This window comes from Leptolyngbya sp. CCY15150, assembly GCF_016888135.1.
Lineage (GTDB): Bacteria > Cyanobacteriota > Cyanobacteriia > RECH01 > RECH01 > RECH01.
In genome coordinates this window covers 1-23,523 of the sequence record NZ_JACSWB010000165.1, presented here as the reverse complement: position 1 = coordinate 23,523, position 23,523 = coordinate 1, and the positions used below count along the sequence as shown (strand labels likewise).

The window sequence follows — 23,523 nt, the reverse complement described above, 5'->3', positions numbered from 1 at the left end:
GCAATCAACAACGGCATTTTCGACGTTCCCCTGCAGCTTATTTAGCTAACCTGGAGCAGAAGGCTCTCCAGCTAGTTTTGCCGCCCTAGTTTTTTTTCGGCACGTATTTGCCCCATCGCTCAGAGACTGCTGGGGGCAACCACCATGCCGTTAGCAGCAATTATCCACTCCTGATTTCCCTCGTAACCTGCTATCACTTTGGCTACCATTGGGAGCACCATGAATACCCTAACCTACCTTGGTATAAGTTGCCTTCCGTACGTCAACATCCATAGATAGATAACTCTATTCCCCAGCGATCGCAGTTAACCATAGGGATTAGTCAAGACAAAGTTACACCCTTTAAATCTATGTCGAAAGACAGGTTATTGTTTTTGCTTAACTCTGTACTATACAAACGTAAATACCAAATCTGTTTAGCTTTTCGATGGTCTCAAAGGCAGATTTTCATTACCGTTTCTGGGTCTAGCGATTTTGCTATTGACTTTAAATAGAACGCTTTCAAGGAGTACCTTTGGAGACCTTAAGGACATAGTTGGAGCAGTCTCAACGTTTGAGTGGATGTAGACCTTTTGAAACGGCAGCAATAAAAAGTAAAAAATGTTGACGAGATCTTCCACTGGATCGTTTAACTCACTCTCAGATTTTACTCTATCAGGAGATTACAATGACGTATTCTAATCAACCCATTGGTGATCAAGCCCTAAATAATCAGCCTTCAGGAAGTTACGTTGAGCCTGCTGTTGTTGTACCACATCAGGACTATCACGATATCGTACGCTGGGGGCCAATTTTTGCTGGTTTATTTACTGCGATCGCCACTCAACTTGTTTTAAGTGCTTTGGGGGCTGCCATTGGTCTTACCAGCATTGCCAATTCAGGTGCCCCTCGGTCGAACCTTGGCGATGTCGGCTCGGCTGTGGGTATTTGGTCGATTGTTAGCCTGCTCATTGCCCTGTTTATGGGTGGTTGGGTAACTGCGCGAGCCGCTGGCCCGATGAAGAAAAGCAGCGCCCTGCTCAATGCCACCATTTTGTGGGCTACAACCCTGGCCATTAGTGCTTGGTTGCTCTCTTCTGGTGTTTCTGGAGCCTTCGGTATCGTAGCGTCTAACGCCGGTGATGCCATTGCTCAGGCTCAGCAGGGTGGGCTGACGTTACCGGACACAGCGCCCGAGGTAACAGCCGATCAAACTAGAGATATTGCGGGTAATGCTGCAAAGGCAGGCTGGTCGTTCTTTATTGGCTCTTTGTTGGCCTTGGCTTCGTCTCTATTGGGTGCCAGTACTGGAACTCGTAGCGTTCGTACCACTTCAAAGTATGCTGCTCCAGCTAGGGTTTAGGATCTAAGACTTACTCTTGGATGACCTGCTACCTATCGCCCTCACCCTAAATCCCTCTCCCAGGGCGGGAGAGGGACTTTTCAAGCCATAGGTAATCTATCTTAAATTTGCTCGATCGCACGGATAGCGTCTAAGTATTGCGCTTGAATATCCTGGCGATCGAGCTCTTCAGCGATCGCCTCTTGGCTGCCTCGCTCAATCATCTGGGCCTGGCGACGGAGGGCGGCGCGATCGGCTGGTCGGTAGGTGAAAGGGGCAATGACGGCGATCGCCTCCAGCAACCGGATGGTGACCGCCACGCTCGATCGCCCGTTCTGCCGAATTTGGTTAAAGGCGGCATCGGTGACATCGACAAACGCCAAGGATGTCATCAACAATCGCAGTCGATCTTGGTTGTCATAATGGTAGGGCGAGGGGATATCGCGCCGGGCTAGATAGCATAGGGTGGCACTGATTTGGTCGATACAGCGAACGGCAGTAAACGGATCATTAATGCCTGGCGACAGGGCTCGCACCGCAATCTCAACGAGCTGGTTGATAGAAAATTCTAAATCTTGCTGGTTGGTGCGCTTAGATCCAAGCACAAAGGCCCCATCAAGCTGGGATGTCAGGGGCTTATTGACCTTGCACTTAGGGAAGACTCGCGCCAGTTCGCTACCCCGAACCACAAAGCGACCGGCGCGCAACTGCACTTGAATGATTAGATTGTTCTTCGTGGCGATCTGCATCAGTTGGCCATCGTCAATGGCCTGGAGATAGCCGTCACTCTTCGCATAGATGGGGTAAGAATGGCTATAAAAACCGGTGGGGATATCGATTTCGGTCGCTTCTTCCGCCTGGCTTAAGACGCTATGCTCTGTGGTTTTAGGAAACAGCCGCTGGATGGCTTGCTCTAAGTCTTCGCCGACAGCTTTGATAATATTATCGACCTGAATGGATGAGGCAGCATGGTGCAGAAAGTAAATGAGTACGCCAATGCTGGCGATCGCTAAGCCAATGGCGCAGGTGACCGCCACATGGGGCACAAACTCTTGGCCCTCCGACTCATTGACCGTGCGCAGCACCATCAGGCAATAGACAAAGGTAGAAATAAACGTACCCAGCACCACCTGGTTGCCGGTATCTTGCATAAAATTTCGCAGCAGACGCGGCCCGAACTGGGAAGAGGCTAGCTGCAGCGCCACAATCGTGATGGAAAATGCCGTTGTGGCGACGCTCATCATAGAACCCGCGATCGCAGAGAGTACCGCCCGCGATCCGCTAGGCCCCAATGAGTATAACCAGGTCATATCGCTGATGATGTCAGCCTCTATCCGGTGGTCGATACCAATGGTCAGCAACGAAAGCCCGATGGCTAGCCCTACCATGAGTGATGGCACAAACCAAAAACTAGAGTGTAGGGAATCCCACCATTTGCTTAACTGCGCAGATTCCATCAATAGTTAAGTCTCCTAAGGACATTTGCTCATCTATCCATCAATCTTAGAGTATTCCAGCTCATACGTTGACCAGACCCACTCATTTAGCTGAATTCGGTGTCCATACTGGTGTCCATGCTACAGATGTTGTTGAGATGGAGAATTCTTACTGGATAGACAAGATGACCGTCTACTAAGAATTTATCCAGACCATGCCTCAAACGATTGGTACCTACAGCAATCCTACGTGACGTGTAAACACCCCTAGTGCGGATATCCTACCTGTATATGTAACAGACACGGCGAAGAACAGAGGTGGGAAAGTGAGAGAGGTAGGACATGAGAGCATTCGAGGAATTTGTTAAGTTTTTAACGAAATCAATCAAATCAAACGCTGCTTAAACAGTAGTTCAAGCGTGGGTGTGAGATATTTACAAAATCAATCAAATCAAAGGCTGCTTAAACAGTAAGTCAAGCGTGGGTGTGACATCATAGCATAGCTGCTAACACAGCAAATCCAAGTCTAGAAGTAGTTCTTTATCTTCGGGAAACTTTCATCTCCTGAACTGGGCTGGGTGTAAGGCTCATTCAACAACGGCAAACCTGCGCAGGAGATCAGCCATGCCCCGCCTGATGGGTCAACGTCAAGCAAGTTGCCATTGAAACCCTCCTCAAGCTGCTGCTAAACTCGGTATTACACCGGGAGCCCCCAGCTCTCGTTAGACGATTTACGCGCACCCCAGCCGGGCATTGTCGTGCTGTAGGAGTAACGTAAAAGGGCATAGCAAGGACTGAATCCGTTTGAGAGAAGACTCGTTTGAATTTTATAGTGTCGCCTTTTTAGGGATTATTCTCGGGCGCTATTTTTTAGTCGCAGGGCTCACCTACTGGGTGTTTTATAGCTCTGGTGGGGCTGAAAGAATGCCCGCCCGGTCTCCCTCCTGGCAAACCATTCGCCACGATATTCGGCTGTCTGCGATCGCAGCGGTGGTGTTTGCGATCGCGGCTGCCCTCATTCTCTCAACCTACAGCGCCGGGTTAACCCGCCTCTACAGCGATCCCCACACCTACGGTCTGTGGTACCTAGGAGCCAGCTATGGGGCCGCGTTGGTGTTGCAAGACACCTACTTTTACTTCACTCACCGCCTGTTTCATCACCCCAAACTCTTTGCCTGGATGCACCAGGGGCACCACCGATCGCGCTACCCCACCCCCTGGACCTCCTTTGCCTTTGATCCCCTAGAAGCCTTGGTGCAGGCGCTATTTTTGGTGGGGCTGGTGTTTGTGCTGCCGCTACACTTCATCACCATGATTGCCGTCCTCACCACCATGACCGTGTGGGCAGTGCTCAACCACTTGGGGCCAGATCACCTGCCTGCCCTGTTTCCCCACCACTGGCTAGGGCAATGGGTGATTGGCCCAGCCCACCACTCTATTCATCACCTCAAATACAATGTGCACTACGGGCTTTACTTTACCTTTTGGGATCGCCTCCTAGGCACCCAAGACTCCGGGTATACGCAAGCCCTCAACTCTTTTTCTCTAGAGGAGTAAGTAGCCAACATCAACACCAAGACATGTTAGTCTGATGGACTGACGAAGCTTCCACGAAATTCTTGCAACGTCTTAACTTGGGTGACACACTACCATTATTTATACATTAAAAAGTCAAGCTTACTGAACTTTTCAATCAGTCTATTTTTTTAAACAATTCACTCATGAAATAGAACATCTATGGTTAACACTAGCTTCATAGCCCGACTGTTCTAACTTCACAAAGTCAGGCTATGACAACTCGCAAAAGGAGCCCACCATGAGTCTTAAAGATAAAGCCAAGGCCGCCGCCAAGAAGGTTGAAGGCAAAGTTGAAGAGACCACCGGCGATCTAACCGGCAACCATGAAGCCCAGGCTAAAGGTAAAGCCAAACAGGCCGAAGGTGATGTACGCAGCGCCATCGAAGATGCCAAAGATAACGTCAAAAAAGCTGTTGACTAACCATTATTTCTCAATCGACAGTCCCGTTGGGTATGGTGTTGTGCCAGCCCATTTTTTTTTAACACAAGGAGCATAGAATGGTTGTTTTGAAGGATCAACGTGGTGTCGGCGTTTTTGCCGACTATCAAACCACAGAGAAAGCTTTAAGAGATCTAAAAGACATTGGCTACAAGATGGATCATGTATCCATTATTGGTCAAGATTCAGAGTATCTTAATCAGTCGGGTCAGACTGGAAATACTCAGGTTCAAGATCTTAAAGCTAATGACGGTAACCATGCCGATGATGGTGCGACAACAGGCGCTCTCTCTGGTGGCGCGGTGGGTGGGCTTACCGGTCTACTTGTCGGGCTAGGTACATTGGCAATTCCTGGAGTTGGCCCAATTATGCTAGCTGGGGCAGCCGCTACAGCGATCGCCTCGACGGTTGCTGGTGGAGCGATCGGTGCTGCTGCCGGTGGCTTAGTGGGCGCACTAGTGGGCTTGGGTATCCCTGAAGATCGGGCTAAGGTCTATAACGAGCACTTGTCTCAGGGTAAGTATCTCGTCATCGTTGATGGCACAGAAAACGACATTGCCCGCGCTGAACCCATCCTCAAGCACCAAAACATTCACGAGTGGGATGTTTACGCAATGGGAGATCAGTCTGCTACAACCCACAATAGCCCTACAGCTACAACCCACAATACCCCTACACCACCAAAAGGTGTTGATAGAAGAAGTGCTACTGGAATGTCCTCGGGCCCACGTTCGGGGATGCCTGATACAAGAAACCAGTTCTAGCTCCAGCAAGGACAGGTGACGTAGGGCAAGCAATGCCCACCCTTTGGAAAAATAGACCAAGTCCATCTCTGGATCGGTAGTTTTCCGGTGTTGCTGAATCAGGGTGTGAACCTCTAGCTAGGAGCCTTGAAACTCCATGCAAAATTTTGCGGAATCATTCTGCTATTCAGCAACGCCGTTTTTTCACAGGCAGAACTTCTCGTCTGAACTTGGATGAGGTTCATTGCCCAGAGATCATCTGAGGCGATCGCCCCTTTGATTTCGATAACACCCGTAAAAAAAGGTTTTAACCATGAAGAAAATAATTCCGTTAGTGCTAGGTAGCTTTCTATTGCTGGGGGCTACGGCAGCCTGTAGCGAAAGTTCTGACACCGCGGCTACAGATAGCGCGACTTCTGACACCACGGCTACAGATAGCGCGGCTTCTGACACCACTGCTACAGATAGCGGCGTACGCAGCGACCAACTAGAATCAGATGCCCGCGCCCGTGAACAGCGCGATGGCAATCCTGCACAGCAAACCTCAGGAGATTTAGCCGTTGATGTGCGCAATTCCCTAGAAAGTGAACTGCCAGGTAGTCGATTGGCGGTTGATGTTGACGACGACAGTGGAATGGCAACGATCGATGGCACCGTGGTAACCCAAGAGCAGTTTAACGAGATTGAACCCCTAGTCATGGCATTTGAGGGTATTCAGTCAGTCGATATCAACGCAGAAGTTAGTCCTAAGTAACCCCACATCGACTAAGATGCGCAGATTTTCCCACGTTTAGAGAAGCACTGCGCGTCTTGACTAAGAAATGAAGTGCCTATGATATCCAGATTTTGTAGGTTAGGTAGGGTGCCCGACCTTAAACAGCCAAGAGTCGTGAACCACGGCTGTTAAGATTCATCACTTACTCAATCAATTCAATCGGGAAGTAAAACCGTAGCCTTCTAAAACTTGGATGTGTAATACCGAGATCGGCGTTAAGAACTTACCTCAATCCAATCGTCTTTGCCATGCAGAGCAGCTTGTGGTGTAGTAACTCTTTTGACGCAATACCCCCATTAACTCAGGAAATCTAGCCATGCAAAAAGTCAATATTGGGCTGACCAGCAAACAGCGCCAGGGTGTTATCACGTTGCTCAACCAAAGCCTAGCGGATACGTACCTACTGCTGGTCAAAACAAAAAAATACCACTGGGATGTCGTAGGCCCACAGTTTATGACCCTTCACAAGCTGTGGAAAGACCACTACGAAGCGCTCACGATTAACGCCGATGTCATCGCTGAGCGGGTGAGAACCCTGGGTGGCTACCCAACCGGCACAATGGAAGGTTTCTTAAAGATTTGCTCGCTCAAAGAGCATGGTGGTGACGTGCCCACTACCACTGGCATGGTGTCTTACCTCCTTGCCGACCACGAGCAGATTGTGCGCAACCTGCGGGAGCACATCGAGCAGTGTAGCGATGACTTCAAAGATGACGGCACCGCCGACTTTCTCACTGGGCTGATGGTGCAGCATGAAGAAATTGCCTGGACACTGCGCTCATTTATGGAAGGCGAGGCGCTGGAATCAGATGGATTAAAGCCCCAGTCGAAAAAAGCGATGGCCGGGGTTTAGCCTCTAGCTGAGCTGTGTGAGGAGGTTTCTGGAACATAAAATCCTAGCTTCAGCCAGCAACCTTAGCTGCTGTAGGAAACATATTTTCCAGACGTCGCCTAATTGAAACGAACTTGAAACGAAACTAACCTGAAGGAGAAAGTTATGAATATCATTGCCTGGATTATTTTAGGGCTACTGGCAGGTGCTATCGCCAAGGCGATCGTCCCCGGTTACCAGGGCGGCAACTGGTTGGCCACCATGGTATTGGGGATTGTGGGAGCCTTTATTGGCGGCACCTTGCACAGCTTCATTCAAAATGGCAGCCTACAGCTCACCGCCCCTGGGCTGAGCATTGGTGGGGTAGTGATCGCCGTTTTGGGGGCAATCATTGCCATTTTTCTCTACGGCACCCTGGCGCGCAGAAATGTATAGCTCGGCGCGGATATTGTAGCCCTGATAAATGCCCCGACTGGTGATTAGTCCAGTCGATGGGTTCTCGTTTTTCCACAAGAATCTCGCCTCCGAACCTAAGCAAACTTTATTGATTGAGGAAGCGTTTTATGAACTATCTCTCTGATTGGATCTCTCGCCTGCGCTTGATGCGGGTTTTGTTTTCTACGCTGCTCCTTGTGGCGATCGCCTTCACTACCGCCTTCCCTGCCGTTGCGGCTAGACGTATGCCCAATGAAGGCACGGTGCAACTTGACGAAATCACCCGAAAAAGTGAAGCCACCGCTGACACTCCATCAATGGAGATGAACCCGATCGACAAGCCCACTGAGAGAGGGTTAAACGAGGTGCAGGGCACCGCCGATCGCGACAAAATGTTTAGCTCCGACGATACTCAGTTGCCCGTGATCAAACAGATCGAAAATGCACTGAAAAAATGAGCCTTGTCAGGACTCTAATCGTCAATGGCGTCTTTAGCTGATGAGCGCGAGCACGGTCAGACAGGCAATTTGTCTTTCACAAGAATCCCAGCTTGGCTGCTCCTGGCGGCCTACGGCAAAAACATGACCACTGCGCAACAGGGATTACCTACACCTGATCAGCTACGGGGTCGCTAAGTGGCGACCCCATTGCCACATCCGTCAGATGAAGACAGTAGTGATGTTGGTAATAATCTCAACGACTTGATTCAGGTCTTTCGATAGTCCGCCCATCCATCAAACAGATAATGTTATGACAAGCATCCATACTGAATCGGTGCCCATCCCAGAGATAACCTACAGTTGGCCCAAAGCGATCGCTCAGAAACGATCTGTAGGGGCTAGACATTTGTGCCCCTGCTGCTCACATCTATTGCTTCGTCACGCGCGCTCCAACCAGGTATATTGGCGCTGTAAGCATTGCTGTCAGGCTATGCCTTTACTAGAAGATACAGTAGCGTTTGTGGACTAAGTCAACCAGCATTTCGCGTCAGTTCTTGCACGTTAATCATTCATCACAGTGGAGCTAGGAATATGTTTTATGAAAGTCAAATTCTTCCCAGCGCTGACCTCCTCAAAGATATTCAGATCCTTGTCGTTGATAACGATGCTGACAGCCAGTATCTCTACAAGATTCTATTGGAAATCCATGGCGCGCAGGTAACGGCTGTTAAGTCAATCGCCGATGCTGTAGTTTTTTTAGACTGCCTAGTCCCCGATCTTCTGATCTGTGAAATCAGATTTTTTGATGAAGATGTATTAGCACTGATTCAGAGGGTAAAAGCTGTGTCCTTAGGAGGAGCGCAGGAAATTCCAATTCTTGTGGTTTCAGCCTATTGCTCAGCCGGTTTTGCACAAAGCTTGCTCACTATGGTTGAAGAGCATTTACTCAAACCTATTGATATTGACCATTTAGCTGGCGAAGTGTGGAATTTAGTTCATCTGGGAAAATCAGCTCAAAAAAGGCAATGTTTAAGAGTGGCTCATGAAACACAAAAGCTGGACGAAACACTACATCCCTGCCACACCATATCTTGTTGCCGCATCGCTTGAAGCTGTCTACTTCAATGTAAACAATAGCTACATCCTTAACCAAATCATACATCCACTCAGACAGCCCGATGAGAGATTTGTAGGAAATCATTCATACTAGCATAGTCTTCCAAAAGCCATGACTTACATTCTTTCCCTTTTAAAGTCTAAATCGCCCAATCCATTGCTGAGCCAAGCCTCTTCACCGATCCTTTGCTACTACATCAACGACACAGCAGATACGCACATTATTCGGATGGGGAGTGAGTCGGCATACCATTTTGAACGCATCGTCTTTCCAGAAGAGAGAGTTCTATTTGAGGCGTTTGTAGAGTCCTATCTAGAAATTCATTCACCTTTTCTAGATGGGACTCGGATCACTCGATCTGAGTGCAGATTATTTCAGGTTAATGAAAGCTAAATCACTAACTATAGCCATTTCTTAGGAGACCCCATGACGAGTAAAAAAGGCCAGACACAGGATACAGGCTCAATTTCCTCGGATGCCAGTGACGGCAGCGAATTGATACCCGCCGAGGTGCAGGCCAATATTCGCCACGATGATCACGCACCCACCCGCGATGTTGCCGTCCCAGGCACAACCGTAGACGATGAGGGGCTGATTAACAACTTCGCCACCGAGCCAAAGGTGTATCCCTCGACCTACCCTTCACCCCGGAAGCAGCGCCGATACCTTTTTCTTGGAGCCACAGCTATTGTATTTGTGGCTGTTCTGGTGGCGATCGCTTTCTCGGTTAGCTAAACAACTGACGTTGCTGCATCGATACCCTGTGAACACAAGTCCTAAACCCCTTACCTAGTAGGGCCCTATTAGGCAAAGCCGTAACGCACCGTCCCATGAGGACTGGATGCGTTACGGCTTCGCTTTAGCGAATACGCAGTCTACTGGCACTAGACCTAAGTAGGTTTACTTAATTTAATGAAAGCTGCCGGGTTTCGACGACGCTCAACCCTCTTCTCATCAGGATTTGAGCATTGAGCGATGTCGAAATGCTTGCCAGTCGTTACGCCCTCCCACGTATCCATGGTCAAGCCTGGTAGAAACGGTAGGTATTTCGGCCCTGGTTCTTGGCCTGGTAGAGGGCGTGGTCGGAGTGGCGCAGCAGGGTGGTGGGATCAGTGCCATTCTGAGGAAAGAGGGCGATGCCGATGCTGGTGCCGATGTGCAACTGGTGGTTATCGATCGCAAAGGCAAGCTGCAGACTCTCTAAAATGCGATCGCAGGTACGTTCCACCGACTCTGTCGCCGTCAGCCGCGAGATCACCAGAATAAACTCGTCGCCACCCCAGCGCACCAGCAGATCTTCCTTGCGCAGGCAGTGGGTCAGACGCTGGGCTACCTGATGCAGCAGTTGGTCGCCCACCCCGTGCCCTAGGCTGTCGTTGATGTCTTTGAATTTGTCGAGGTCTAAGAAGGCTACCGCTACCTGGTTTTGTTGGCGATCGCCTTGGGCCAGCACCTTAGGCAGGTAAATGTCGAGAAAGGCGCGGTTGGGTAGACCGGTGAGCTGGTCGTAGAAGGCCTGGCGGTGAATTTTGGCCTCGGTCTGCTTTTTCGCAGTGATGTCGCGCACCAGCCAGCGCAGGCGTGCTTCGCCGCTCTCAGAGCTGATGGAGACCGTAATGGCTACATCGATGGCCGCACCCTCTCGGGGCACAATCTGGGTTTCCCAGGTTTTGATGGGCAACGACTGGGTGGGGTGATTGATCTGGGCCAGCAGGGCGTAGAAGGCACGGCGTTTTTTGACTGGGAGAAACAGCACCATGGGTTTGCCCACCAACGATTCCTGGGACAGGTGTAGCAGGGCAGCGATCGCCACATTCCCCGCCTGAATGACACCCTTAGCATCGCTCACCAAATAGCCGTCGGGGGCGAGGTTGAAGAGGTCTTGGTAGCGATGACGCTCGGTTTCTAGCTGCTGGCGGTAGTCGGCCAGGGCATTGTTCTGCTGAATCAATTCTTCGTGGGCGGTGCGTAGCTCTTCGAGCACCAGGCTGAGATCATTGAGGGCCTGGGCTAGCAGTTCGGGATGAACGGGCAAGGTGCTGGCGCGCTGCTGTAGTAGCAGTGCCCGTTGCTGCACGGCCTCAATACGGTTAACGATGATGTTCATTGAACGTTACCTTGGCGGCAGTCACTGAGCTCTTAGAGGTTCGAAAAACGATGATGTTATTGGATTTTACCTTGGCGGCAGTCACTAAGCTCTTGGCGGAGCTGGGCATTGGTTTTTAAGAGCTCAGCGGTGCGGGCGGCGATGAGATGTTCGAAATTGGTCTGAGCCGTCTGGATTTGCTGCTCCAGAGAGCGCCGCTGAGATATGTCTCGCAGTGACCAAAGAATAGTGGTACTCCCGTGAGGGCTGTCTTTGAGAAAGTTGGTGGCGATCGCCACCGTAACTGGCTCCTGCCGCCGCGACTTGAGCGTGACCTCCCAGGGTGTACTAGGGTCGGGCTGGGCCAGCCACCGCTGAAACGTTGACCAGTTGCCCTGCTCGATCAGCACCATGAGGGGTTTGCCCACTAGCCCAGCCTCAGGCAAGGCAAACAGCTCCGCTGCCGCCCGGTTGGCATGGGAAATTTTGCCCGTTTTATCGGTGACTAGATAGCCGTCGGGGGCCAGCTCAAACAGGGTGCGGTAGCGCTGGCGTTCAACCTCAACCTGAGTCCGGGTATTGTAGAGCATCTGGTTTTGCTCGTGCAGCTCTGCATCCACCGCTTGGAGCTCTTCGAGTACGAAGTAGAGGTCTTTGAGGGCCAGATCTAGCAGGGATGGATCGACGGGGGTGCTGATGGCCTGTTCGCGTAGGTGGAGAGCACGTTGGTAAACTGCTTCGATTTGATAAGAGATACTCATGGTCAACTTCCCTGCGAATAGAAAATTATCTCAGGAATACAGCTATTAGCACCCTCTCAAAGGGTTGATGTTGACTCTGACGTTAGCTTGAGAAATAATCAATTTTTATCCTTGCTATACCAAAATACTATCCTGAGAACAATGGCTTATGGAATGATTTTTACGTTTCTAGACATTTAAGGTCAGGACTCTGTGACCATTGATCGATGGGTCTTAAGATATTTTAGCTGTCAATATGTCGCCGAATGTCGCCGAATGTCGCCGAGTTCACTGCTGCAAGCGATCGCATCTTAGTTGATAACTAACTTATACAAATCATACACTCAATCAACCTTTTTAATCCAGACTTGCCACGTGCCCGATGACTGACTTTAGCTTATTCCCCCTGGGTGGTGCGAGTAAGCACGGTTTCAATCGCTAGCAATACTAAGTCGTCACCGTTGGTCTGGATCATCTTGCGGGCGTTAAGCCGCATGGTTTGGAGGCCAATGGCTTCAAAGCTATGCACCACTTCAAAGTCGTCTACCTGCAAGTTTTGGGGCAGCAGGTCGTGGAGCAGCGATCGCAGCTTTGGACTATCCCACTGACCGTTGCCCAAATCAAAGATCAATCGCCCCTCAGTGTCGCTAGGGCTAACCTGAAAGGTCTGATAAAACTGTCGATTGGCCGTCACCACTCGCAGGTCGCCGGTGAGCACCACTAGGGCCTCGCGCACGGTCTGCACAATGGCGTCGGCGTAGTCGCGGGCCTGGCGCACCTGCTCGGTGCTGCGCTTAAGGCTGTCAATATCTACCAGCACCACCACCGCCCCGTCGATGCGGTTGTCGAGGGTGCGGTAGGGGCGAATCCGCAGGTCGTACCAGTGGCCCTCCTGACTCTGGATCTCCTGACTGGTTTGCTCTAGGGTGTCGATCACGTTCAAAATTCTGGCTTCTAAATCGTCTACCGCTAGGCGGTGGTTGATGTCGCTCAGGGGGCGGCCCACGTCGCCGGGGATCAGGTTAAACAGGGCGGCGGCGGTGGGGGTAAAGCGGCGGATTTTCAGGTCATCTTCGAGCATGAGAATGGGAATGTGGATGCTGCTGAGCAGGTTTTGAAAGTCGTCGCTGATGCGGGTGGTTTCGGCATTGCGGCGGTAGAGCTCATCGTTGATGGTGCTGAGTTCTTCGTTGGTGGCCTGGATCTCTTCCTTAGCGGTTTGCAGCTCTTCGTTGGTGCTTTGCAGTTCTTCGTTGCTGGAGAGAATCTCTTCGTTGGCGGCCCGCAGATCCTGGTTGGTGGCCTCTTGCTCCTGAATGATCGATTGCAGGTGCAATCGCGTGGTGTCGAGATCTTGCTGGAGGGCCAGGTTTTCCTGCACATACTGGTTGATCTCACGCACGGCGACAGGATCAACATCGATGGTAGGAACTTCGGGGGCGCTATCCGACCGACTGTCGGTAAACAGTACCAGGTAGCAGTCTTTGCCAGCGGGCTGGGGCTTCAGGGGCACAATTTCAATCTGTACTGGATGGGGGCGATCGCCCGAGGTCAGCACCAGCGATCGCCGCTGCACGACCTGGTTAGTTTGCTGGGCCTGGTAGAGGGCGGTGCGCAGATCAAGCCGTAGCCCATCCTTGGCCATGACGAGCAGATTGAGGCTGGCGCGACCGGGGGCCGGCTCTAGGTAGGCCCCGGTCTGTCCCCGAAACTGCAAAATCTCCAGCCGGTCATTCACCAGCACCCCCGCCGGACTGTAGCGGTTGAGCAGCATTTGGTCGGCTAGGGCATAGAGGTCGATGTCTGGGGAGCGATCGCGGGCTGGCTCGGGCCGAGAGGGCTGGGGGCTGGGGGTGTAGGTGGTGGGGTCAAAGTCAAAGGTCAGCGGCAGCGACGACGACTGCTTGGCGTAGAGCTTATAGCGGCTGTCCACCAGGGAAAATAGGTAGCTAAACTCCCCCACCGTCTCCGATGATCCCAGCAGCAAAAAGCCGTCGGGCTTGAGACCGTAGTGAAACATAGGCAGCACTTTGCTCTGCAACGCTGCCCTAAAGTAAATCAACACATTGCGGCAGCTAATCAGATCCAGCCGCGAAAAGGGCGGATCGGTGATTAGGTTTTGGCAGGCAAAAATGCACAGCTCCCGCACCACTTTGTTGATTTGGTAGCCGCCGTCGGCAGGCACAAAAAACCGCTGCAACCGCTCCGGCGATACATCGCTCACCTGGCTGGGCGAATACCAGCCCAAGCGGGCCACCTCAATGGCCCGCTCGCTGACATCGGTGGCAAAAATTTGAATGGGCGGGCTGGTGCTGTGGCGACCTAGGTACTCTAGCAGGCCAATGGCGATGGAGTAGGCCTCTTCACCAGTGGAGCAGCCCGCCACCCAAATCCGCAGGGGTTGGTCGGGGTTGCGTTCCCTCAGAAGGGTTGGAAACACCATCTGCTCTAGAGCCGTAAACACCTCATCATCACGAAAGAAGCTGGTCACGCCAATCAACATTTCCTGGTGCAAGGCCTTCACCTCGTCGGGATTGGCTTGAAGGTACTGGCCGTAGCTCTCTAGGCTTTCTAGGTGATGCAGAGCCATGCGGCGAAAGATGCGCCGCTTGACGGTGGTGGGTTTGTACTGGGTAAAGTCAATTTTAGTGGCCCGCTTCAGCAACGTGAGAATGGCGGCTACGGCGTTGTCTCCCTCCTGAGGCGCTGGTTCTACCAGGCTGGGGCTAGCGACGTAGGGGTGCTCGCTGAGGTGGGCCAGGGTCTGGGCAATTTCCTCCGGCGTTTGAATGAAGTCCACCTGGCCAGTGGCGATCGCCATGTGGGGCATACTGCTAAATTTGGCCGACGCCTCCGACTGGGAGAAGGTGATCCCCCCTGCCGCCTTGATCGCTTCCAGACCCAAGGTACCGTCGGCATTAGCCCCTGAGAGCACCACGCCGATGGCCCGGTTGCCCCGCTCCTGGGCCAGGGCAATGAAGAAGTTGTCGATCGCATGGCTGCCCGTACGCGATCGCGGTCGGGGTTGCAGCCGCAGCTCGCCCGCCACAATGGTCATCGCCGCATTGGGGGGAATGACGTAGACCTGGTTGGGGGCGATCGCCATCCCATCAGTCACCTCTAGCACCGGCATCTCGGTGGTGCGGCCCATGATCTCACTCAGCAGACTAGGCTGATTGGGGTCTAGATGCTGCACCAGCACAAAGGCCATGCCCGTAGTCGCAGACAGATGACCCAGCAGTTGGGTAAACGCCTCCAGCCCCCCTGCCGACGCCCCGATCGCCACCACAGGAAACATCTCCTCTGTCTGGGCAGAGGCTGGTACAGCGTCATCGGCGGCGGGTTGCGGGAGAGACATACCTAGTACTCCTTGAGTCTTGCATTGCCTCCAAGGGCAGGAATCTTGGTTCCTAAGACCCATGCTTTTTCTTGCAACCTGTACCGATTAGCTTGGTTTTCGCTGGCGGCATAGAGGGCCAAGATGTATCAACTATATCAAGATTTGCTCGCTTCCTCATTGATCCAATCACCCTTGAGAGCTGCACTTGTCCATGAGTTCAGGAGTGGAAACGATCTCATCTATCCTGCCCTGCCCAGCAAAGTATTTCTTTTCTTACGTTTTATATCATATTCAAGCAATTCATTCAGCGCTTCATCAAATCAATCATTAAATCAAAAGCTTGTCGATCACCATAAATTCATGAGCAAAATGCTTAAACCCAGCCTCGATTAGAGTTGCTCAAGTTCAACATGCTCGATTTAAGGTGATGATCATGGGTTTACAAGACAAAGCTAAGGCCACAGCCAAGAATATTGAAGGCAAGATTCAGGAAGCAGCAGGTGCTCTGACTGACAACCCTAAAACCCAAGCCAAGGGCAAAGCTAAACAGGCAGAGGCAAAACTTCGCCATCAGATTGAGAAACTCAAGGATGCAGTACAAAATCGTTGAATAGCCGATCCACTACTATTTGAGTACTAACTAACGTGTCATTTATTCCTAAAGTGTGATTTATTCAGGAAAATATTCTGGGAGAATGTTGCTTCATCAGCATAAATGAATTGCGATCGCTCAGCGGCATATCCGTTTGAGGCATTTTGCGGCTGTACAGAGCAATAGAAATGTTGAAGTTAATCTGGGCTATTGTCGTTGTCCTGTTCGTGCTTTTGGCACTAGGTTTTGCCATTAACGTTGGTGGCAGTCTAATTCATCTACTACTGGTTTTTGCGTTGTTTGGCTTTGTGTATATCTTGCTATTTGGCTAAATTTTAGGTTGGCTTTCCTACACACTCTTGTTAAAACACAGTCTGTGTCGCTCTACGGTAGATTAGGGCGATCGCACTACGGAATTAGAACTGGGTAATGCATATGATCACAACATCATCGGGAAAACAAGTCTCCTTTTGGATCGACTCAACGCCCACAACAGCCTATCCGGCTTTTAGCAACCGCCTTTCAGTGGATGTGGCTATCATCGGCGCTGGAATCGTGGGATTAACGGCGGCTACCCAGCTTAAGAAAGCGGGAAAAACCGTTGCGGTTATTGAGTCTGGTCATGTCGCTGCAGGGGTCAGCGGACATACGACGGCCAAGGTCACGTCACTACATCAATTGATATACGCCGATTTGATCGAGCAAATTGGCGAGCCAAAAGCCCGCCTCTATGGAGAATCTAATCAAGCGGCAATTGAATATGTGGCGGCATTGGTCGAAGCAGAACACATTGATTGTGATTTTAGCCGTCAAAGCGCCTATACCTTTGCCGAGCCAGACAGTGAGCTTGATAAAATTAAAGATGAAGTGGAAGCCGCTCTCAAACTAGGGCTACCGGCCTCCTTTGTGCAAGAAACATCGCTCCCTTTTGCGATCGCCGGTGCCGTCAAATTTGACAACCAGGCTCAGTTCCACGTCCGCAAATATCTACTCCATCTCGCGCAAACCCTTCCAGGTGATGGCAGTCATTTACTGGAGCGTACGCGGGTTCTCAAGGTTGAAGAAGATGATCTCTGTCAGGTGATCACCGAGCATGGCGTGATTAACGCCCGTGATGTGATTGTGGCGACCAATCTGCCGATTTTAGACCAAGGTCTTTTCTTCGCCAAAACCCATCCCAAACGGTCTTACATTGTGGGAGCCAAAATTGATCCCGCGAAAGCACCGGAGGGGATGTTTATCGGCAGTGGAAAAGGGTCTCACTCCATTCGCACAACGCCCCATGAGGACGGACTGCTGCTGCTCGTGGGCGGTGAAGGGCATAAAGTTGGGACGGTTACGGATACAGAAGCCTGCTACCAAAAGCTGGAAACCTACGTCCGCGATCGCTTCGGCATTGATACCTTGGATTACCGCTGGTCAAATCAGGATATGGTGTCGTTTGATCAACTGCCCTACGTAGGTCAACTGACGCCCCTGAGCAAGCATATCTATGGTGCTACCGGATTTAGTCTCTGGGGAATGTCGAAGGGCGTGATGTCAGGAATGCTACTTTCGGATCTAATTTTAGGTAAGGAAAATCCCTATGCCGAGCTATACGAGGCCACTCGCGCCACACCATTTTTAAAGCCAGACCTGATTAAGAATGGGATGGATGTTGCCGCTCGTTGGGTGGGCGATCGCTTCAAAAATCTTCAATCGTCTTCTTTAACTGAGGTGTCTAAGGGCGAAGGCAAACTGCTCACAATTGATGGTGACAAAATTGCCGCCTACCGAGATGAAGAGGGCACCGTTCATGCAGTTTCTGCCGTGTGCCCTCACTTAGCTTGTATTGTCAGTTGGAATAACGCCGAGACGAGCTGGGATTGTGCCTGTCACGGCTCTCGATTTAGCTGCGATGGCAAGGTGCTTCACGGGCCATCCGTCAAAGATTTAGAACAGCAAACCATCAGTTAACGCTTTTGTCTCAGAACGATTGAGTCGTGAACTTTATTTTGGGAGTTAACAACGATGATTTTAAGTCGAAGAACACGAAAATTCTTTATTGCAATGGGTGTAACCTTCATGATGGTAGTAACGTTAGCCTTTGATTTTGGCAACTCTAGTAGCTGGGCCGCCGCATTAGCACCCAGCCAGATGCTCGGACAATTATCTCCAGGTGAGCCTGTCGTTTTATTTTCAGGCCCGAATTTCTTTCTGGCTTTAGTGGCAGGGGTAGTAATGGCCTTTGCCTTTCAACTACTCTTTACCAACCTAGCGATCGCGGTCATTGCCACCCCAGACAGTCCATCAAGCAATAGTAGCAATAGCGATTCTGAAAGCCTAGGTGACACCGTTCACGGCATTGAAACCAAAGTCGGATTGGGTCTACTGGTGAGCATCAGTATTGCCCTATTTGCCGCTTGTTTTCTAGCCGTCAAACTCAGTTTATTGAGCAGTCCTGGGCTGGGGGCGATTACCGGGATCATTATCTGGGCAGTTTTTTTTACAGCCCTGACTTGGCTTAGCTCCACAGCCTTGGGTTCCCTGCTCGGCTCGGTGATCAGCACCGCGACGGCTGGCGCACAAAGCTTACTCGGCGCAGGCACGGCGATGCTGGGAGCCAACATGGCGAAGAGCCAAATGGTGTCTACCGCTGAAGACATTACGGCGGCGGTGCGGCGGGAGTTAACCGCAGGCTTTGATCCTGATACGATTCGGACAACGCTGCAACGTTCCTTAGACAACGTCCAGTTGCCGAACTTGAATCTGGATCAACTGGGGGGACAGTTTGAAAAGCTATTGAAGGATGCTGACTTAGAGGCGATCGCTAGCAGTGATCTGCTCAAGAACGTCAACCGCGACACCTTCGTGAAGCTAGTGAGCAGCCGCACCGATCTCTCGAAGCGCGATATCAACAGCATCACCGATCAGCTAGAAGCTGCCTGGAAAAAGGTGGTCGGTTCCAACAATCAGCCTGACCCGCAGGCATTGCTGGCGCAGTTGAAGTCAGCAGCGCCAGAAGATCTGCAATCGGGTGAGCTAAGCCAGCAGTTAAATGACCTGATCAAAACCACGTCAGCCCAGCGCCAGCCCAGCGGTAGCCTGACCAGTCAAGCCCTGCAGTTTGGCACGACAGCGCTGTTGAGCCGGGTGCTGCAAAATGTTGATATCTCTGATATCGATGTCGAAAAGATTGGTAGCCAACTGCGAACCTTTGGCAGCAATTTATTGCAGTCTAATGGCTCTGATAACAGCCATGCCAACGATCATGCCAACGGTCGCGCCAGCGGTCGCGCTAACGGTCGCGCCAACGGCAAGTCTGCACAGCCCAAACCGTTTAGTGTCATTCAGGCAGACCTGGAAAACTACCTGCTGTTTTCGTCTCCTTGGAAACTAAACCGGGAAACTGTGAAACAGGAATTTCGCGACGTGATTTATGATGCCGCTGCGGATCCCAGCATCATTCGCCAAGAGTTGGCGCTCATCGATCGCGACTATTTTGTCCAGGTACTCAACCTGCGAGAAGACTTTACGCCAGAAAAAACCCAGGATTTGGCGAACCACTTAGAAGCCATTCGTGCCGAGGTGTTTGCCACGGTTCATGGGGCAGAAACTCAGGAAAAATCTGAGGCTATCCGGGTTAAGGTCGAAACGTATCTGCACTCTACGGATAAGGCGGATCTCACCTCTGAAGCGATCGCCCACGATTTTCAAGCCTTGCTCACCGATTCCGACGCGGGGGCAGATGACTTAGGCGATCGCCTCCAGCAGTTTGATCGCGGCACTCTAGCGCACATGCTGAGCCAGCGCTCGGACATGGGCGACGAAGAGGCTAATGAACTGGTCAATCAGCTAGAGGGTGCCCGCGATCGCGTTCTGTCTGACGCGCAATCCTTGCAACATCAGGCTCAAACGAAAACCCAAGAACTGCGCCAGAAGGTAGCCGATTATCTGCGCCATACCCACCAAGACGAACTCAACCCCGAAGGCATCCAGCGGGATCTAAAAATGCTGTTTGACGATCCAGAAGCCGGCCTGAGTGCTCTGCGGGTGCGCCTCTCACAGTTCGATCGCGAAACCCTCGTGCAGCTCCTGAGTGAGCGTGAAGACCTTAGCGAAGACCGGGTCAACGAGGTGCTTGATCAGGTGGAATCGGTACGAGACAGCATCTTGCAGGCTCCGCAAAAGCTGGCAGGCAAAGCCAAAGCGCAGTACGACGAGACCACTCAAGCCCTGGCTGATTATCTCCGCAACACCAATCTGGATGAACTCAACCCCGAAGGGATTCAGCACGACCTATCCACCTTGCTGAATAATCCGAAGGCGGGCGGCGCGGCCATTCAGGAGCGGTTGTCTCATATGGATCGGGAGACCTTGGTCAAACTCTTGAGCCAGCGGGATGACCTGACGGAAGAGCAGGTGAATCATGCCATTGACCAAGTGCAGGCCGCTATTCGTAGCCTGATTAAAGCGCCCCGACGTTTAGCTAATCGGGTACAGCAACAGGCGGTGGACTTTGAAGCCAACCTGGAAAGCTATCTGCGCCACACGGAAAAAGAGGAGCTCAATCCTGAAGGCATTAAGCGCGATTTACAGCTTTTGTTGCAGGATCCTCGGGCAGGGCTGAGTAGCCTAGGCGATCGCGTCTCCCATTTCGATCGGTCTACCTTTGTGGCGCTGCTGGCCCAACGGGATGACATGACGGAGGACGAAGCCAATCGCATTGCCGATCAGGTGGAAGCGAATTTCCGGGCGGTAGTGGAACAGCTCCAGAAAGTGCAGCGGGCGGTGCAGTCCACGATTGATAAGGGGTTCGACAATGTTCGCAGCTACCTGAATGGCTTGGAACGCCCTGAACTTAACTATGAGGGAATCAAGCGGGACTTTAGCCAACTGTTTGATGATCCGCAGATGGGGTTAGATGCCCTACGCGATCGCCTCACCCAGTTCGACCGGGAAACCCTAGTGGCGGTGATGAGTTCCCGGGATGACATCTCTGAAGCCGATGCCAACAGCATCATTGACCAAGTTGAAGCCGCGCGGGACAACGTGCTGCATCAAGTGGAGCGGGTGCAGCAGGAAACCCAGCGGCGACTGCAATCCATCAAAGATGAAGCCCAACGGCAGGTGCGGGAAACGCGCAAAATGGCGGCGCAGGCAGCTTGGTGGGTCTTTAGCTCTGCCTTGTTCTCCCTAGGAGCCTCGGCACTTGCTGGGTTCGTAGCCGCGACCCGATTTGTTGTTCCATAAACCAGGCTGAGTGACCGACCGTTTTGGGGTGGGTCACTCAGCGCTTGAATGTTCGGGCTACGGCCCGCTTCAACCCACAGCAATCTCTCAACAGGTGAAAACATGATCAGCACCCCCAAGACTCCGCTGGCTGAGCGCAGCCAAACCCCATACGAGACGTCCCCTATTCCCCTCGGGAAGGTTAGGCCCACGACTGCGCCTAGGGGACAGTTACAAGACACAAACCCTGCTTCTCGTATTCGTCAGAGCTTCATGGCTCTGGTTCTAGCCTGCATTCTGGTATTAAGTACAGCCTGTGGTGGCACCGGCACCCAGACCCCCCAGGCAAGCAATTCTGTCTTCACTCGCAGTGCAGAATATGCCCAACTTGCACGGGGCGATTCTGCCACAGGCCAAGCCTTTGGGGATTGGGTGGTTGAAACGAGCAAAGGCTTAATTACCGATGCTTTTGTCCGGAACAACAACAAACTAGGAGCTGTAATTTCCACCCAGGTTCGCCCGGATGACGTGAAAGCACTGGCGCAATCCCTTGCCCAAGGCTTCCGTAAAAGCTTCCCCAACCAAGACCTCAGCGTTTTGGTTTATGCGCCGGATAAAAAGCTGATTCTTACGGCGCGTTACGATGCCCAGTCTAAGCAGATCGAGTATCAGGCTGCGAGCTAACGGCTCTCTAGAAGAACAACCTCGTGACATGGGATAAGAATCTAAGAATCCATCTAGGCAGGCTAGAAAATCTTAGTTGCAGGGTGGCATTAGGCGTAGCCGTAACACACCATCCCACAGACATGGATGCCTTGCACTGTCGCTAAAGCATCCTGCAATTAAATGGGATTTTCTACTTACCTAGGTGGGCTAGAGAAGCTTAGATCGATAAAATTCAACAATTTCTTGATAAGGACGTTAAAGCAATGGCTAGTAGCGACGAGTACAAACGGCAAATCATGCAGGATCTGGCAGGCGGCGACCCAGAAACGTTGCCCGATGCATCCAGCAACGACGATTACCAAAACTTTGATGATTTTGCGCAGCGATCGTCACGAACTGAGCGCCATCAACTGTTCAGTCAGTCCCTGAGCCCCGATCGCGTACCGGCTAGCCAGATGGAGCCAGAACTGCAAAAGGCGATCGCCCAAATTAAACCCAACCAACGTGATGATGTTGCAAAGGAATTTTTGAGCCACTTAAAAAAGCGCGGCTTATATGTTCGTGCTTTGGAAAGCCAATTGTCATTATCTACCCACAATCCTAAGCGAATGAGTGCAGATGATGTGAGCAAATTGGCGGGATTTACGTATCACAACCATCCCGATGTGTTTCATGAGGTGCTGGCCGATCAACCGGCATTGGTGAAGTTTTTGAGTAACCCGCTCATTGGTGCAGCGTTTGGGGCGATCGCTGCCAAGTGGCTGGGGGGACGCAAGTAGTCTTTTGGATATTGAAATCAAATTACTTGAATGTCGTTGACCGTTTCTTCGACGGAAGAGGTTCCGGTCGAGGCTGCTCGACTCAGCGAGATACCTGAGGCAGCCACCACGCTTGAGGAATGGATGAGCCAGATTGACGCTCAGGAGCAGCCTGGTGAAGCGGCTGTGGAACTGGCTCATATCAAGTCGGAATGAATGACCATGATATTAATATAGAAGAATCCCCTCTGACTCTTCTGTATTCTCTCTATGCCTAAGCGACTTACCATCGGTAGTGCATCAATCAGATGTGGGACTGATAGAATTAGAGAAGCCCATGAACTAAACATCACGTGATGGAATGCCTCCTGTGCGGTCATAGCAAAGCCCATAAACACGGCAAGATGCCCAATGGCCATCAACGCTATCGTTGTCCTGCTTGCCACCAAACCTTTTCTGAAACCATGGATAGTCTTTACTACCGTCGTCATGTGAGTCGTGAACACATTCGCCAAGTTCTGCAAGCCCACAGTGAAGGCAGTAGTCTGCGTGGGATTAGTCGCACCACTCAACTGGCTTACAACACCGTCGTCAGCATTATTCGAGCGGCCAGTCAAAAAGCGCAGTTGGTTCACAACCAGGACGTTCAAGCTGTCGAAACCGAAGAGGTCAGTGCCGATGAAATGTGGTTCTTCGTTTCAAAAAACAGAAGCAATGCACACCTGCGGAACTGAATCAGGGCGATTGTTGGATTGGCTTGAGTCTTGCCTGCTCTAGTGGCTTGATTCTCGCGGCTTGTGTGGGCAAGCATACCGATACATTCATTGAGCAATTATATCAAGTCGGGTTGAATGCACATGATGAGGCGACATGAGTGTCCCTGTCGTACCCTGGCCACCAATGGTAAAACGTGAGATCTCGAATCAGGTCTTGCTGCTGCAACAATCGCTGACAGCGTTGGTAAACCAGGTCTTCAACCGACTCTATCGACTCAAACACTTGATTGGCTAACAC

At 51.5% G+C, this 23,523-nt stretch carries 22 protein-coding genes and 1 pseudogene; 19 read left to right on the top strand and 4 right to left on the bottom strand.

Going from position 1 to position 23,523, the window contains the following annotated elements; genetic code table 11:
* The first annotated feature begins 107 nt into the window (after nucleotides 1-107).
* Together JUJ53_RS25465 and JUJ53_RS09770 are read left to right on the top strand one after the other, a co-directional pair.
* Nucleotides 108-275, top strand: a complete 168-nt coding sequence (locus JUJ53_RS25465; protein WP_204151824.1) for a fatty acid desaturase — start codon at nucleotides 108-110, stop codon at nucleotides 273-275.
* A 392-nt stretch (nucleotides 276-667) separates the two neighbouring features.
* Nucleotides 668-1,342, top strand: a complete 675-nt coding sequence (locus JUJ53_RS09770) for a hypothetical protein (RefSeq protein WP_204151823.1) — start codon at nucleotides 668-670, stop codon at nucleotides 1,340-1,342.
* Between the two features lie 101 nt (nucleotides 1,343-1,443).
* On the opposite strand, the gene JUJ53_RS09765 is transcribed toward JUJ53_RS09770, so the two are convergent.
* Nucleotides 1,444-2,778 (bottom strand): DUF2254 domain-containing protein, encoded by a 1,335-nt coding sequence (locus JUJ53_RS09765; protein ID WP_204151822.1) that lies wholly within the window; start codon nucleotides 2,776-2,778, stop codon nucleotides 1,444-1,446.
* 783 nt (nucleotides 2,779-3,561) lie between these two features.
* On the opposite strand from JUJ53_RS09765, the gene JUJ53_RS09760 reads away from it, so the two are divergent.
* The 9 genes from JUJ53_RS09760 to JUJ53_RS09715 all read left to right on the top strand — a co-directional run bounded on the left by JUJ53_RS09760 (nucleotide 3,562) and on the right by JUJ53_RS09715 (nucleotide 9,851).
* Nucleotides 3,562-4,314 (top strand): sterol desaturase family protein, encoded by a 753-nt coding sequence (locus JUJ53_RS09760; protein ID WP_204151821.1) that lies wholly within the window; start codon nucleotides 3,562-3,564, stop codon nucleotides 4,312-4,314.
* Nucleotides 4,315-4,573: 259 nt separating this feature from the next.
* Nucleotides 4,574-4,756: a CsbD family protein gene (locus JUJ53_RS09755; RefSeq protein WP_204151820.1), complete on the top strand. Its 183-nt coding sequence runs from the start codon at nucleotides 4,574-4,576 to the stop codon at nucleotides 4,754-4,756.
* A gap of 77 nt (nucleotides 4,757-4,833) precedes the next feature.
* Complete coding sequence (locus JUJ53_RS09750; RefSeq protein ID WP_239124940.1) at nucleotides 4,834-5,538, top strand: general stress protein; 705 nt, start codon at nucleotides 4,834-4,836, stop codon at nucleotides 5,536-5,538.
* 292 nt (nucleotides 5,539-5,830) lie between these two features.
* Nucleotides 5,831-6,271 (top strand): BON domain-containing protein, encoded by a 441-nt coding sequence (locus JUJ53_RS09745; RefSeq protein WP_204151819.1) that lies wholly within the window; start codon nucleotides 5,831-5,833, stop codon nucleotides 6,269-6,271.
* Nucleotides 6,272-6,608: 337 nt separating this feature from the next.
* Nucleotides 6,609-7,145: a Dps family protein gene (locus JUJ53_RS09740; RefSeq protein WP_204151818.1), complete on the top strand. Its 537-nt coding sequence runs from the start codon at nucleotides 6,609-6,611 to the stop codon at nucleotides 7,143-7,145.
* A gap of 144 nt (nucleotides 7,146-7,289) precedes the next feature.
* Nucleotides 7,290-7,559 (top strand): GlsB/YeaQ/YmgE family stress response membrane protein, encoded by a 270-nt coding sequence (locus JUJ53_RS09735; RefSeq protein WP_204151817.1) that lies wholly within the window; start codon nucleotides 7,290-7,292, stop codon nucleotides 7,557-7,559.
* 128 nt (nucleotides 7,560-7,687) lie between these two features.
* The gene (locus tag JUJ53_RS09730; RefSeq protein WP_204151816.1) at nucleotides 7,688-8,017 is read left to right on the top strand and encodes a hypothetical protein; all 330 of its coding nucleotides are present in this window, start codon (nucleotides 7,688-7,690) and stop codon (nucleotides 8,015-8,017) included.
* A 573-nt stretch (nucleotides 8,018-8,590) separates the two neighbouring features.
* Nucleotides 8,591-9,109, top strand: a complete 519-nt coding sequence (locus tag JUJ53_RS09725) for a response regulator (protein ID WP_239124939.1) — start codon at nucleotides 8,591-8,593, stop codon at nucleotides 9,107-9,109.
* A 433-nt stretch (nucleotides 9,110-9,542) separates the two neighbouring features.
* Nucleotides 9,543-9,851, top strand: coding sequence for a ssl1498 family light-harvesting-like protein (locus JUJ53_RS09715; RefSeq protein ID WP_204151814.1), 309 nt, complete (start codon nucleotides 9,543-9,545; stop codon nucleotides 9,849-9,851).
* Nucleotides 9,852-10,137: 286 nt separating this feature from the next.
* On the opposite strand, the gene JUJ53_RS09710 is transcribed toward JUJ53_RS09715, so the two are convergent.
* From JUJ53_RS09710 to JUJ53_RS09700, 3 genes are all read right to left on the bottom strand, one after another.
* Complete coding sequence (locus JUJ53_RS09710; protein ID WP_204151813.1) at nucleotides 10,138-11,223, bottom strand: sensor domain-containing diguanylate cyclase; 1,086 nt, start codon at nucleotides 11,221-11,223, stop codon at nucleotides 10,138-10,140.
* Between the two features lie 56 nt (nucleotides 11,224-11,279).
* Entirely contained in the window at nucleotides 11,280-11,963 is a 684-nt protein-coding gene (locus tag JUJ53_RS09705; protein ID WP_204151812.1) for a PAS domain-containing protein, read from the bottom strand.
* 376 nt (nucleotides 11,964-12,339) lie between these two features.
* The gene (locus tag JUJ53_RS09700; protein ID WP_204151811.1) at nucleotides 12,340-15,300 is read right to left on the bottom strand and encodes a chemotaxis protein CheB; all 2,961 of its coding nucleotides are present in this window, start codon (nucleotides 15,298-15,300) and stop codon (nucleotides 12,340-12,342) included.
* Nucleotides 15,301-15,715: 415 nt separating this feature from the next.
* Here JUJ53_RS09700 and JUJ53_RS09695 point away from each other — a divergent pair, with 415 nt between their 5' ends.
* From JUJ53_RS09695 to JUJ53_RS09665, 8 genes and pseudogenes are all read left to right on the top strand, one after another.
* Nucleotides 15,716-15,892: a CsbD family protein gene (locus tag JUJ53_RS09695; RefSeq protein WP_204151810.1), complete on the top strand. Its 177-nt coding sequence runs from the start codon at nucleotides 15,716-15,718 to the stop codon at nucleotides 15,890-15,892.
* 170 nt (nucleotides 15,893-16,062) lie between these two features.
* A complete protein-coding gene (locus JUJ53_RS24635; protein WP_239124937.1) occupies nucleotides 16,063-16,206 on the top strand; it encodes a DUF5670 family protein in 144 nt (47 codons plus the stop codon).
* Nucleotides 16,207-16,312: 106 nt separating this feature from the next.
* Complete coding sequence (locus JUJ53_RS09690; protein ID WP_343327926.1) at nucleotides 16,313-17,830, top strand: FAD-dependent oxidoreductase; 1,518 nt, start codon at nucleotides 16,313-16,315, stop codon at nucleotides 17,828-17,830.
* A 111-nt stretch (nucleotides 17,831-17,941) separates the two neighbouring features.
* Complete coding sequence (locus JUJ53_RS09685) at nucleotides 17,942-21,106, top strand: MFS transporter (protein WP_239124936.1); 3,165 nt, start codon at nucleotides 17,942-17,944, stop codon at nucleotides 21,104-21,106.
* 252 nt (nucleotides 21,107-21,358) lie between these two features.
* Nucleotides 21,359-21,769 (top strand): hypothetical protein, encoded by a 411-nt coding sequence (locus tag JUJ53_RS09680; protein WP_204151807.1) that lies wholly within the window; start codon nucleotides 21,359-21,361, stop codon nucleotides 21,767-21,769.
* Nucleotides 21,770-22,014: 245 nt separating this feature from the next.
* The gene (locus tag JUJ53_RS09675) at nucleotides 22,015-22,530 is read left to right on the top strand and encodes a hypothetical protein (protein WP_204151806.1); all 516 of its coding nucleotides are present in this window, start codon (nucleotides 22,015-22,017) and stop codon (nucleotides 22,528-22,530) included.
* A 36-nt stretch (nucleotides 22,531-22,566) separates the two neighbouring features.
* The gene (locus tag JUJ53_RS09670; protein ID WP_204151805.1) at nucleotides 22,567-22,725 is read left to right on the top strand and encodes a hypothetical protein; all 159 of its coding nucleotides are present in this window, start codon (nucleotides 22,567-22,569) and stop codon (nucleotides 22,723-22,725) included.
* Between the two features lie 140 nt (nucleotides 22,726-22,865).
* Nucleotides 22,866-23,350: pseudogene (locus JUJ53_RS09665) on the top strand (IS1 family transposase); the annotation flags it as partial.
* Between the last annotated feature and the right edge of the window lie 173 nt (nucleotides 23,351-23,523).